Below are 11,957 nucleotides of genomic sequence, written 5' to 3'. Positions count from 1 at the left end.
CCGACCCCCCCGGCGGGCCCCCCGGGGCGCCGCCCCCGGGGGCGTCGGGCGACGAGCTGGGGCCCTCCCGCAGCAGCACACCGGCGCGCGCCCCGCGCTGCGCCGACTGCTGGGGGAGCGTGAGGAGTCGCAGGCTGCGGTCCGACATCAAGTGAGCGTCTTCCCCTTGTGGAAACGGAAACAACTGGCAACAACTGGAAACAACTGGCAACGAGTGGATCTGGTGGAACTGGACGCGACCGGATCCGGCTGTGGATCTGTCCGGATCGCGACGGGAGCCGTCCTCCCATGAACGCGTCGCACACCTCCCGCGTTCCCGGGACCGCCCTCGCAGACGCTACCTCCCGGCCATGCCCCCGTCCCGTGGGGGCCGTCCGGTGTGCCGGTATCGTTGCTGACGGTCGACCGCTTCGTAGGCTTCCCCGTATCCGGGGGCCCGAAGCATTCGTACGACCGTACAAAAACGCTTCCCCGAGAAAGGGCTCCACCGTGGCCGCCAAGCCCGTGGCCAGGAGCGCCAGGCGCCTCGTCGTGCTGGTCTCCGGATCCGGCACCAATCTGCAGGCGTTGCTGGACGCCATCGCGACGGAGGGCGCTGAGGCGTACGGTGCCGAGGTCGTGGCCGTCGGGGCGGACCGCGACGGCATCGAGGGGCTGGCGCGCGCCGAGCGAGCCGGGCTGCCCACGTTCGTGTGCCGGGTCAAGGACTTCGCCACCCGCGAGGAGTGGGACGCCGCCCTCACCGACGCCGTCGGCGCGTACGAGCCCGATCTCGTCGTCTCCGCCGGGTTCATGAAGGTCGTGGGCAAGGCGTTCCTGGCCCGGTACGGCGGGCGCTGCGTCAACACCCATCCCGCCCTGCTCCCCAGTTTTCCCGGTGCCCACGGCGTCCGTGACGCGCTCGCGTACGGCGCCAAGGTCACCGGCTGCACCGTCCACTTCGTCGACGACGGCGTCGACACCGGGCCGATCATCGCTCAGGGCGTGGTGGAGGTCCGGGACGAGGACGACGAGAGCGCGCTGCACGAGCGCATCAAGGAAGTCGAGCGAAGGCTGCTCGTCGAGGTCGTGGGGCGGCTCGCCCGCAACGGCCATCGCATTGAGGGACGAAAGGTAGTTATCCAGTGACCGCCGAGAGCAACAAGCGGCCCCTTCGCCGGGCGCTCGTCAGCGTCTACGACAAGACGGGCCTCGAAGACCTCGCGCGCGGCCTGCACGAGGCGGGTGTCGCCCTCGTCTCCACCGGGTCCACCGCCGCCCGTATCGCCGCCGCCGGCGTCCCCGTCACCAAGGTCGAGGAGCTCACCGGCTTCCCGGAGTGCCTGGACGGCCGGGTCAAGACGCTGCACCCGAGGGTGCACGCGGGCATCCTGGCGGATCTGCGTCTGGAGGACCACCGGCGGCAGCTCCAGGAGCTCGGTGTCGAGCCGTTCGAACTGGTCGTGGTCAACCTCTACCCGTTCCGCGAGACCGTCGCCTCCGGCGCGAGCCCCGACGAGTGCGTCGAGCAGATCGACATCGGCGGCCCCTCCATGGTGCGCGCCGCCGCGAAGAACCACCCGTCCGTCGCCGTCGTCACCAGCCCCGCCCGCTACGGCGACGTCCTGGCCGCGGTGCAGGACGGCGGCTTCGACCTCGCCACCCGCAAGCGGCTCGCCGCGGAGGCCTTCCAGCACACGGCCGCGTACGACGTGGCGGTGGCCTCCTGGTTCGCGAGCGAGTACGCGCCCGTCGACGAGTCGCAGTTCCCGGACTTCCTCGGCGCCACCTGGGAGCGCAAGAACACCCTCCGCTACGGCGAGAACCCGCACCAGCCCGCCGCGCTCTACGTGGACGGCACGGGCGGCGGCCTGGCCGAGGCGGAGCAGCTGCACGGCAAGGAGATGTCGTACAACAACTACACGGACACGGATGCCGCTCGCCGTGCCGCGTACGACCACGACGAGCCGTGCGTCGCGATCATCAAGCACGCCAACCCGTGCGGCATCGCGATCGGCGCCGACGTCGCCGAGGCGCACCGCAAGGCGCACGCCTGCGACCCGCTGTCGGCGTTCGGCGGCGTCATCGCGGTGAACCGGCCGGTCAGCAAGGAGATGGCCGAGCAGGTCGCGGAGATCTTCACCGAGGTCATCGTGGCGCCCGGCTACGAGGAGGGCGCGCTCGAAGCCCTCACCAAGAAGAAGAACATCCGGGTGCTGCGCTGCCCCGAGGGCCCGTCGAACCCGGTCGAGGTCAAGGCCGTCGACGGTGGCGCCCTGCTCCAGGTCACCGACCGCCTCCAGGCCGAGGGCGACGACCCCGCGGGCTGGACGCTGACGACCGGGGACGCGCTGAGCGCCGAGGAGCTGCGGGAGCTGGCGTTCGCCTGGCGGGCCTGCCGGGCGGTGAAGTCCAACGCGATCCTGCTGGCCAAGGACGGCGCCTCGGTCGGAGTCGGCATGGGGCAGGTCAACCGGGTCGACTCCGCGAAGCTGGCGGTGGAGCGGGCCGGCGCCGAGCGGGCGCGGGGTTCCTACGCGGCATCCGACGCCTTCTTCCCGTTCCCGGACGGGCTGGAGATCCTCGCCGAGGCGGGCGTCAAGGCCGTGGTGCAGCCCGGCGGGTCGGTCCGTGACGAGCAGGTCGTGGAGGCCGCGCGGAAGGCGGGCGTGACGATGTACTTCACGGGGACGCGCCACTTCTTCCACTGAGCGCTGACCAGTACGGATGCGTGCTGACAAGTGCAAGTACGACGAGTACGACGAGTACGACGAGCACTGTTGTGACCGTGGCCCGCGGCCTCCGGCCCTCCCCCGTGGAGGCCGGAGGCCGCGGCCGTGGGCGGCCGGCATGAATGGCGCGAACCGTTCCTGCGCGCGGCCGCGCGGGCGCTCAGTAGCGCGGGCGGTTGAACCAGGCGCTGCCGTTGGAATTGCCCACGAACACGGCCACGAGAATGGCGAGCACCGTGTGGATCAGGCCGACCAGGATGAACGGGTAGATGCCGAGGATCGCGGTGATGATCCCGAACACCAGGGTCGTGATGCGGATGCCGTTGCCGCCGGTGCGGAACTTCAGCGCCAGGACCATCGCGAAGACACCCCAGGCGACGGCGAACAGCATGAGGCCCCAGAGCATGCCGGAGGAGTAGTCGGCGAGCTGCTGGAACGAGGCGTCCTCCTGGAGCGTCTCGTCGTTCTTCGCGGCCTCGACGCCGACGGCGCTGAACGCGAACAGCGCCACACCGAGCACCTGGAGGCCCACGATGACCCACAGCAGGACGCGAGCCGTGCTCACCGTGCTGGGCATGGACGTCGGCACCGGGGGGCCGGGGTACCCGGCCGGCGGGGCCTGCGGGTAGCCGTAACCGGGGGCGGGCTGCTGCTGGGGGTAGCCGTAGCCTTGCTGCTGGCCCTGCGGCGGGCCATAGGGGTTGTTCGGGTCGCCGAAGCTCATGGCGGTTTCCTCCGTTGCCGGTGTGCGGGGACGACGCGCGGCGGATTCGGAGGAAGGTTGCTACAGATGCGGTGCGTCCCCCCGGTACTGCCCGCGGCACTGTGGCCACAATCGTTCTTCAGCCATGGGTTGCTTGTCCAGCCGCATTCCCTATGTGTTGTGCAAGTGCAACATCACCGATCATGGGCGGATACGCCGGGACCGGGCCCCTGGCGACCCGGATTGGAACCGGGAGGCGGTCATCCGGGAGGATGGGTCCATGACCGCCCAGATTCTCGATGGCAAGGCCACCGCAGCCGCGATCAAGTCCGATCTGACCGCCCGGGTGGCGGCGCTGAAGGAGAAGGGCGTCACGCCCGGCCTCGGCACGATCCTGGTCGGGGACGACCCCGGCAGCCAGAAGTACGTCGCCGGCAAGCACCGTGACTGCGCGCAGGTGGGCATCGCCTCGATCCAGCGCGAGCTGCCGGCCACGGCGACGCAGGAGGAGATCGAGGCGGTCGTACGGGAACTCAACGAGGACCCGGCGTGCACCGGTTACATCGTGCAGCTGCCGCTCCCCAAGGGCATCGACGAAAACCGCATCCTCGAACTCATGGACCCGGACAAGGACGCGGACGGGCTGCACCCCATGAACCTGGGCCGGCTGGTCCTGAACGAGCCCGCGCCGCTGCCCTGCACCCCCAACGGCGTGCTGACGCTGCTGCGCCGCTACGGCGTGGAGATCAAGGGCGCGGAGGTCGTGGTCGTCGGCCGGGGCGTGACCATCGGCCGGCCGATGCCGCTGCTGCTCACCCGGCGCAGCGAGAACGCGACGGTGACGCAGTGCCACACCGGCACGCGTGATCTGTCCGCCCACCTGAAGCGCGCCGACATCATCGTCGCCGCCGCCGGGTCCGCCCATCTGGTCCGGCCCGAGGACGTCAAGCCGGGCGCGGCCGTCCTCGACGTCGGCGTCTCGCGGAGCGCCGAGGGCAAGATCGTCGGCGATGTCCACCCCGGCGTCGCGGAGGTCGCCGGCTGGATCTCCCCGAACCCCGGCGGCGTCGGTCCCATGACCCGGGCCCAGCTGCTCGTCAACGTGGTCGAGGCGGCGGAGCGCAGTGTCGGCTGAGCCGCCCGAGGAGAACGGGACCACCGAGAAGCAAGGGACCGCGGCGCCAAACGGTGCCGCGTCCTCCAACGGTGCCGCAGCGCCTGACGGTGCCTCATCGAGCAACGGTGCAGCACCGCCTGACGGTGCCTCATCGAGCAACGGTGCCGTAGCGTCTGAGGGTGCCGCGGCGCGTAACGGTGCCGCGTCCTCCAACGGTGCCGCGACGCTGAACGGTGCTGTAGGGCCTATCGGTGCGGCATCGCCAAAGGGTGCCGCGGTGCACAACGGTGCGGCGTCCCTCAACGGTGCGGCCGCGTCCGACGGTGTCGTGGCGCAGGAGACCGTCGCCGCCACCTGGCGCGGCGGCCCGGCGCGGGGCGGCATGTCGCACGGCGGTGTGCCGCTGGAGGACGGATCGCCGAACGGCGTGTCCCGGAACGGCTCCGCGCCGGACCCGGACGGTGCGGGCGCAGACGGGGTCGTCGAGGACGCCGAGCTCGTCGTCCGGGACGCGATCAGCGTCGTGGACGAGGACGGGAAGCCCCGGCGGGCCACCCGCCGCTTCCCCCTGTTCACGAAGGACACCGCGCGGCCCGAGGGCGGCGGCCGGGCGGCGGGCGGGGACGCGCCCGCGCCGGCCCGGCAGTGGCCGATGCTCGCCGTGCTGGGGCTGGTCGGCCTCGGCCTGCTGCTGACGGCGTTCGACGCGTTCCGGATCGGCACCATGCTGGTCGGCGTCGCGCTGGTCGGCGGTGCCGTGATGCGCTGGGTGCTGCCCGGCGTCGGCATGCTCGCCGTGCGCTCCCGGTTCACGGACATCGCAACCTACGGCGGCCTCGGCCTGGCGATCGTCCTGCTGGCGCTGATGGCCCAGCCGAACCCCTGGCTGGAGGTCCCGTTCCTCAAGGACACCCTCCACTTCACCGTGCGCAGCTAGCCGCGCCCGTACGGAACGGCGGCCCATCCCCTCCCCCGAGGCAGGACGGGCCGCCGCCGCACCCAAACTCCCGCACGACGAACGGCCTGTTCAACGGCTGTCCGCGCGCTGTGGCACGGAAGTGACCGTTCCGCTACGGTGTCCGCGCTCCGCGACAGCCGGGGGCCGGGGCGTCTGGGTGCGTTGCGTACCGCTGAGACGTCGGAGGTCACCGGTGTGTGCCCGTTGTGTCGATGTATTGACAGCTTCGGGGAAGCCGGTCCAAGGCACTGCACAGCGGGGCTAATCTGCCCAATCGGGGATGTCCGGGACGTCCCGCGCGTGCAGCGGCACACTCTGGGGGAAGCAGGGGGAAGCGATGCCTCGTTGGAAGGCCTTGCCGGAGGAACTCGATCCGCAGATCAGGGAATTCGCCGGGCAGTTGCGGCGGCTCGTGGACCGCAGCGGCCTGAGCGTCTCCGCGCTGTCCGACCGCACCGGATACAGCAAGACGTCCTGGGAGCGCTATCTCAACGGCCGGCTGCTCGCCCCCAAGGGCGCGATCGTCGCGCTGGCCGAGGTCACCGGCACCGACCCGATCCATCTGACCACCATGTGGGAGCTCGCCGAACGGGCCTGGAGCCGCTCGGAGATGCGCCACGACATGACCATGGAGGCGATCCGGATCTCCCAGGCGCGCGCGGCGCTCGGCGAGTTCGGCGCGCTCCCGGGCGCCGCCCGGGGCAGGACGGCCCGCAGGGGCGCCGGCGCGACGGCGACACCGGGCATCGCGGGCCCGGCGGGCGTCTCCCCGACCGTGCCCGCCCAGCCGACGGCGCCCGACGCCGACGCCCGCGACGCCGGGTCCCGGCCGAACGTCAACTCCTGGGGGATCGCGGGATACAGCGGACCACCCCGCGCGGGCGGCCGGGCCGGCGCCGGTACGGGGGTTGCTCCGGAGTCTGCCGGACGGGCACCGGGCTCCGGCGAGCCGACGCCGGCCCCGCAGGACGTCCCCTCCGGCGGTGCGGGCAGGCGGCGGCTCGCGATGCTCCTCGCCGGTGCCGCCGTCGTGGTCGTCGCCGCCGGTGCCGTGTACCACGTCACCGGGGACGGCGCCGACAGGACGGACACGACGGGCGCCTCGCCGTCCCCGTCCGTCAGCACCGATGTCGACCTGCCTCCCGGCGTGAAGTGCAGCGGCGACAGCTGCACCGGCAAGGACGCGGAGAGCATGGGCTGCAGTGGCGACCTGGTCACCACCGCCCGCTCGGCGACGGTCGGCGCCACCGCCGTCGAGGTCCGCTACAGCGAGACCTGCGGTGCGGCGTGGGGCCGTGTCACCCAGGCCGTGCGGGGCGACGAGGTCCAGGTGACCGTGGGCAGCACCCGGCAGAACGGCTCCATCACGGGCGTCGGCGACACCATCGCGTACACCCCGATGATCGCGGTGAAGCACGCGGGGGAGGCCACGGCGTGCGCGACGCTCGCGTCGGGGGAGCGGGGCTGCACGCCGTAGCAGGAGCGGCAGCAGCGGCAGGAGCGGCAGGAGCGGCGTGAAAGTGTCGTGCCAGGTGCCGTGGAAGATGCCGTGAAGGGTGCCGTGAAAAAGAACGCCGGCCGCACGCATGCCGTCCCCGATCCCGGGCACGCGCACAGTACCCCCACGGGAGTCCGGCAACGGTACCCCCACCCGGCGGTCGCCCCGTCTCTCCTCTCCCGGACGGGCGGCCGCCGTTCTTCCGCCGGACCGCGGGTCTTACGCGGGCTCTGTGGGCCGGGCCACACCGACCCGGACGCCCGGGGTACCGGAGGCGCGATAGCCTGACCGCTGGATCTCTCTTGACGCCAAGAGATCGATCAAAAAAGCCGGGGCAGGGACGCCCCACCGCCAGCTGTCATACGGAGAACGCCATGACCCGCACTCCCGTGAACGTCACCGTCACCGGCGCGGCCGGCCAGATCGGTTACGCCCTGCTCTTCCGCATCGCCTCCGGCCAGCTGCTCGGCGCGGACGTGCCGGTCAAGCTCCGCCTCCTCGAGATCACCCCGGCGCTCAAGGCCGCCGAGGGCACCGCGATGGAGCTGGACGACTGCGCGTTCCCGCTCCTTCAGGGCATCGAGATCAGCGACGACCCGAACGTGGCGTTCGACGGCGCCAACGTCGCCCTCCTCGTGGGCGCCCGCCCGCGCACCAAGGGCATGGAGCGCGGTGACCTCCTGGAGGCCAACGGCGGCATCTTCAAGCCGCAGGGCCAGGCCATCAACGCGCACGCCGCCGACGACATCAAGGTCCTGGTCGTGGGCAACCCGGCCAACACCAACGCCCTCATCGCGCAGGCCGCCGCCCCGGACGTACCGGCGGAGCGCTTCACCGCGATGACCCGCCTGGACCACAACCGCGCGCTGACCCAGCTGGCGAAGAAGACGGGCACGCCGGTCTCCGCGATCAAGAAGCTGACGATCTGGGGCAACCACTCCGCCACGCAGTACCCCGACATCTTCCACGCCACGGTCGCCGGCAAGAACGCCGCCGAGGTCGTGAACGACGAGAAGTGGCTGGCCGAGGACTTCATCCCGACCGTCGCCAAGCGCGGTGCCGCCATCATCGAGGCCCGTGGCGCCTCCTCGGCCGCGTCCGCCGCCAACGCCGCCATCGACCACGTCCACTCGTGGGTCAACGGCACGCCCGAGGGCGACTGGGTCTCCATGGGCATCCCGTCGGACGGCTCCTACGGCGTCCCCGAGGGCCTGATCTCCTCCTTCCCGGTCACCTGCAAGGACGGCAAGTACGAGATCGTCCAGGGCCTGGACGTCAACGAGTTCTCGCGCGCCCGCATCGACGCCTCCGTCAAGGAGCTGGAGGAGGAGCGCGCGGCGGTCCGCGGCCTCGGCCTCATCTGACCTGCGGCGTCACCAGCCGTACGACCCCCGGTCCGCCGCCACGGACCGGGGGTCCTCGCTTTCCCGCCGCGCCCGGCGTCGTGGTGCACGAGGCTCAGAAGCTGCTCAACAGCCTGGCCGGTCAGGCGGATCAGCGGCAAGGCTGGCCGGATGTTCGGACGTGGCAAGCACCCGCAAGCCGAGATCCTCTTCGTGCGCGACGCCGATGTCCCGTGACGGCACTGCGCCGCGCCCTGGCCGGGACGGGGCCGGAGGAACGGCCCGGCCTGGAACGGGCGGTGGCGCTGGTCGAGCAGGCGGCCGCGGCCACCGACACCGACGTACGCGCCCGCTGGGTGCGCGAGCGGCTGGCCGCCGCCGGGTACGAGGGACCCGCCGACTCGATCGCGGCGATCAAGCACCTGCGGGCGGCGGCCCCCGGTCTCAGCCTCCTGAGCGCCGTGCAGCTGGCCAAGTCGGCGGTGGCGAGGGGCGCGTAGGCCCCGCCGGAGGCCAGCCGGTCCGGCGCAGCCGTCTCTCGAACCAGTGACCGGCGTAGACATGCTCGGCGTAGGCGGGGATCTCCGTGTAGCCGGCCGCCCGGTACATCGCCCGCGCCTCGGTGAGCACCGAGTGCGTGTCCAGCCGTACCGCGTCGAAGCCGCGCGCGACCGCCTCGCGCTCCAGCTCCGCCAGGATCCGGCGGGCCAGCCCCAGGCGCCGGGCGCCCCGGTGCACCCACACGTGCTTGATCTCGCCCACGCCGGGCGCCAGCCGCCGCAGCCCGCCGCAGCCGACCGGGCGGCCGTCCTCGTACGCCACGAAGAAGGCCCCCGCGTCGCCGGACACCTCCTGCGGGCGTACGAGATCGGTGGCGTCGAAGCCCTCGGGGAACCGTTCGTCCAGTTCGGCGGCGTAGGCGGCCAGGGTGGCGCGGGCGTCCGGGCTTGCGCCGTCGACGCGTTCGACGGTGATGCCGGCCAGGCGCAGCAGCCGTTCCGTGCTGTTCATCGCCTCCGTCAGGCGGGCGCGCTGGGCGGGGGTGAGGCCGTCGAGCATGCCGCGTACCAGGGCGTCGGCCCGGCGGTTCTGTTCCTCGACCTCGACGCGGCCGGCCGGGGTGAGCTCGATCATGCGCAGCCGGTTGTCGCCTGGGTGGACGCTCAGCCGGACCATGCCCTGTGCATGCAGCGCCTTCGCCATCCGGCTCAGATAGCCGGCGTCCAGTCCGAGCCGGGCGCGCAGCTCGCGCAGCGGGACGCCGTCGCCGATCTCGAAGAGCAGGCGGGCCTCGCCCAGGGGACGGTGCTGGCCCAGGTAGTGGTCGTCGAGGGCGCCGATGCGGCGGGTGAAGTAGCGGCTGAAGCGGCGGAAGGCCGCGACGTGCTCTGACACTGCCTCCATTCCTTTGACTCTAGTCAAAGGGTCTCGGGCAGGTCCATGGAATCGGCGTGTTGATTTCTTGACTTATGTCCTGATTGCCAGTGACGCAGCACACTTTCGGCCATCGATTGCGCATGCCAGAAAGGGGTACGGGCAGGCGCTCACACTCCTGAACAGGAACGGAAGGCAAGACCGAGCATGTCGGACAGAGCGGAAAACCAGGTGCCTCAGGCGCGCGACACGATCCACGTGGCAGGACAGTGGCGGCCCGCCGCCTCCGGTGCCACGCGCGAGATCCTCGACCCCGTGGACGCCCGGCCGTTCGCCGTGGTCGCCGAGGGGGACGAGAAGGACACGGACCTGGCCGTCGCGGCCGCGCGGGACGCCTTCGACGGCGGTCGGGGCGAGTGGCCGCGCACCCCCGTCGCCGCGCGCGCCGCCGTGCTGCGCCGCGTCGCCGACCTGCTGGTCCGCGACCGTGAGGAGCTCGGCCTGCTGGAGAGCCGGGACGCCGGCAAGACCGCCGAGGAGGGCCGGGTCGACATCGACTGTGTGGCCGACGCCTTCCGCTACTTCGCCGACCTGGTGGCCGGCGAAGGGGCCGGCCGGGTCGTCGACGCGGGCTCGCCCGACATCCACAGCGTCGTCGTGCACGAACCGGTCGGCGTCTGCGCGCTGATCACGCCCTGGAACTACCCGCTGCTCCAGGCCAGCTGGAAGATCGCGCCCGCGCTCGCGGCCGGCAACACCTTCGTGGTCAAGCCGAGCGAGATCACGCCGATGACGACCATCGCCCTGATCGACCTGCTCACGGAGGCCGGGCTGCCCGCCGGAGTCGCGAACATCGTCACCGGCCCCGGTCACACCGTCGGCGCCCGCCTCGCCGAGCACCCCGACGTCGACCTGGTCTCCTTCACCGGTGGCCTGGTCAGCGGCACGAAGGTCGCCGCGGCCGCCGCCCCCACCGTCAAGAAGGTCGCCCTCGAACTCGGCGGCAAGAACCCCAACGTCGTCTTCGCCGACGCCTGCGCCACCGACGAGGCCTTCGACACCGCCGTCGACCAGGCCCTCAACGCCGCCTTCATCCACAGCGGCCAGGTCTGCTCCGCGGGCGCGCGCCTGATCATCGAGGAGTCGGTCAGGGAGCGCTTCGTCGCCGAACTCGCCCACCGCGCCACGAAGATCCGGCTCGGCCGCGGCACCGGCTCCGGCGTCGAGTGCGGTCCGCTCGTCTCCGAGCAGCAGCGCGCCAAGGTGGAGTCGTACGTCGCCTCCGCGCTGGCGGAGGGCGCGGTGCTGCGCTGCGGCGGCAAGCGTCCCGAACCCGCCGCGTCCCGGCCCGCCACCGGCTACTTCTACGAGCCGACCGTGCTCGACCAGTGCCACCGCGAGATGAAGGTCGTCCGCGAGGAGGTCTTCGGCCCCGTCCTGACGGTGGAGACCTTCCGCACCGAGGACGAGGCCGTCGCGCTCGCCAACGACACCGAGTACGGGCTGGCCGGCGCGGTCTGGACCGCCGACGCGGGGCGGGCCCGCCGGGTCGCGGGGCGGCTGCGGCACGGCACCGTCTGGATCAACGACTTCCACCCCTACCTCCCGCAGGCGGAGTGGGGCGGCTTCGGCAAGAGCGGCGTCGGCCGCGAACTCGGACCCGCCGGGCTCGCCGAGTACCGCGAGTCCAAGCACATTTACCAGAACCTCGCGCCGAAGCCGGTGCGCTGGTTCGCGGGCTGAGTCCGCGCGAGACCCCACCGGTTCGCGGGCCCGGCCCGCCCCCCCGTCCCCACCCCCACTGGAACACCGGAGTACGACCCCATGCCCGAGAACACCCAGACATACGACTACGTCGTCATCGGCGGCGGGACCGCCGGCTCCGTCATCGCCTCCCGCCTCACCGAGAACCCCGACGTCACCGTCGCCGTCATCGAGGGCGGCCCGAGCGACGTCGACCGCGAGGACGTCCTCACCCTGCGCCGCTGGATGGGCCTGCTCGGCGGCGAGCTCGACTACGACTACCCCACCACCGAGCAGCCACGCGGCAACTCCCACATCCGGCACAGCCGCGCCCGCGTCCTCGGCGGCTGCTCCTCCCACAACACCCTCATCGCCTTCAAGCCACTGCCGTCCGACTGGGACGAGTGGGAGGCGGCCGGCGCCGAGGGCTGGGGCGCCGTGCAGATGGAGGCGTACTACGCCCGGCTCCGGAACAACATCGTCCCGGTCGACGAGAAGGACCGGAACGCC

11 protein-coding genes are annotated in these 11,957 nt (G+C 72.1%); 9 read left to right on the top strand and 2 right to left on the bottom strand.

Annotated elements, in window-relative coordinates; genetic code table 11:
• The first annotated feature begins 489 nt into the window (after positions 1-489).
• Both purN and purH read left to right on the top strand, forming a co-directional pair.
• Positions 490-1,128, top strand: a complete 639-nt coding sequence (purN, locus tag AB0O67_RS33455; RefSeq protein WP_365458516.1) for a phosphoribosylglycinamide formyltransferase — start codon at positions 490-492, stop codon at positions 1,126-1,128.
• Positions 1,125-2,690: a bifunctional phosphoribosylaminoimidazolecarboxamide formyltransferase/IMP cyclohydrolase gene (purH, locus tag AB0O67_RS33450; RefSeq protein WP_365458513.1), complete on the top strand. Its 1,566-nt coding sequence runs from the start codon at positions 1,125-1,127 to the stop codon at positions 2,688-2,690. Before purN ends, purH begins: the two co-directional genes overlap by 4 nt.
• Positions 2,691-2,871: 181 nt before the next feature.
• Here purH and AB0O67_RS33445 read toward each other — a convergent pair whose 3' ends face one another.
• Complete coding sequence (locus AB0O67_RS33445) at positions 2,872-3,435, bottom strand: hypothetical protein (RefSeq protein WP_365458510.1); 564 nt, start codon at positions 3,433-3,435, stop codon at positions 2,872-2,874.
• Between the two features lie 259 nt (positions 3,436-3,694).
• Between AB0O67_RS33445 and AB0O67_RS33440 the strand changes: the two genes are divergently transcribed.
• The 5 genes from AB0O67_RS33440 (at position 3,695) to AB0O67_RS33420 (ending at position 8,830) form a co-directional block, all read left to right on the top strand.
• Positions 3,695-4,549, top strand: coding sequence for a bifunctional methylenetetrahydrofolate dehydrogenase/methenyltetrahydrofolate cyclohydrolase (locus AB0O67_RS33440; protein ID WP_365458507.1), 855 nt, complete (start codon positions 3,695-3,697; stop codon positions 4,547-4,549).
• Positions 4,550-4,808: 259 nt separating this feature from the next.
• Positions 4,809-5,468, top strand: a complete 660-nt coding sequence (locus AB0O67_RS33435; protein WP_365458505.1) for a DUF3017 domain-containing protein — start codon at positions 4,809-4,811, stop codon at positions 5,466-5,468.
• Positions 5,469-5,826: 358 nt separating this feature from the next.
• Positions 5,827-6,966 carry a DUF2690 domain-containing protein gene (locus AB0O67_RS33430; protein ID WP_365458502.1) on the top strand — a complete coding sequence of 380 codons (1,140 nt, stop codon included), beginning with the start codon at positions 5,827-5,829 and terminating at the stop codon, positions 6,964-6,966.
• 395 nt (positions 6,967-7,361) lie between these two features.
• Positions 7,362-8,351 (top strand): malate dehydrogenase, encoded by a 990-nt coding sequence (locus tag AB0O67_RS33425; RefSeq protein WP_365458499.1) that lies wholly within the window; start codon positions 7,362-7,364, stop codon positions 8,349-8,351.
• Between the two features lie 212 nt (positions 8,352-8,563).
• Positions 8,564-8,830, top strand: a complete 267-nt coding sequence (locus AB0O67_RS33420; RefSeq protein WP_365458496.1) for a hypothetical protein — start codon at positions 8,564-8,566, stop codon at positions 8,828-8,830.
• Here the strand turns inward: AB0O67_RS33420 and AB0O67_RS33415 are convergent.
• Positions 8,775-9,734 carry a helix-turn-helix domain-containing GNAT family N-acetyltransferase gene (locus AB0O67_RS33415; protein ID WP_365458493.1) on the bottom strand — a complete coding sequence of 320 codons (960 nt, stop codon included), beginning with the start codon at positions 9,732-9,734 and terminating at the stop codon, positions 8,775-8,777. The two genes, AB0O67_RS33420 and AB0O67_RS33415, sit on opposite strands and share 56 nt — an antisense overlap.
• A 177-nt stretch (positions 9,735-9,911) precedes the next feature.
• Between AB0O67_RS33415 and AB0O67_RS33410 the strand changes: the two genes are divergently transcribed.
• Together AB0O67_RS33410 and AB0O67_RS33405 are read left to right on the top strand one after the other, a co-directional pair.
• Positions 9,912-11,447 (top strand): aldehyde dehydrogenase family protein, encoded by a 1,536-nt coding sequence (locus tag AB0O67_RS33410; protein WP_365458490.1) that lies wholly within the window; start codon positions 9,912-9,914, stop codon positions 11,445-11,447.
• Positions 11,448-11,528: 81 nt separating this feature from the next.
• Positions 11,529-11,957: GMC family oxidoreductase N-terminal domain-containing protein (locus tag AB0O67_RS33405; RefSeq protein WP_365458487.1), on the top strand; the 429-nt coding region annotated here is incomplete at its 3' end.

It is taken from the genome of Streptomyces sp. NPDC086077, from assembly GCF_040686175.1.
In the GTDB taxonomy this organism is placed as follows: domain Bacteria; phylum Actinomycetota; class Actinomycetes; order Streptomycetales; family Streptomycetaceae; genus Streptomyces.
This window is presented reverse-complemented; position numbering and strand designations above follow the sequence as displayed.

Coding starts and splice junctions, on each gene's coding strand:
- AB0O67_RS33445 (WP_365458510.1), bottom strand. CDS start 3,435: ATGAGCTTCGGCGACCCGAACAACCCCTATGGCCCGCCGCAGGGCCAG.
- AB0O67_RS33440 (WP_365458507.1), top strand. CDS start 3,695: ATGACCGCCCAGATTCTCGATGGCAAGGCCACCGCAGCCGCGATCAAG.
- AB0O67_RS33430 (WP_365458502.1), top strand. CDS start 5,827: ATGCCTCGTTGGAAGGCCTTGCCGGAGGAACTCGATCCGCAGATCAGG.
- AB0O67_RS33425 (WP_365458499.1), top strand. CDS start 7,362: ATGACCCGCACTCCCGTGAACGTCACCGTCACCGGCGCGGCCGGCCAG.
- AB0O67_RS33415 (WP_365458493.1), bottom strand. CDS start 9,734: ATGGAGGCAGTGTCAGAGCACGTCGCGGCCTTCCGCCGCTTCAGCCGC.
- AB0O67_RS33410 (WP_365458490.1), top strand. CDS start 9,912: ATGTCGGACAGAGCGGAAAACCAGGTGCCTCAGGCGCGCGACACGATC.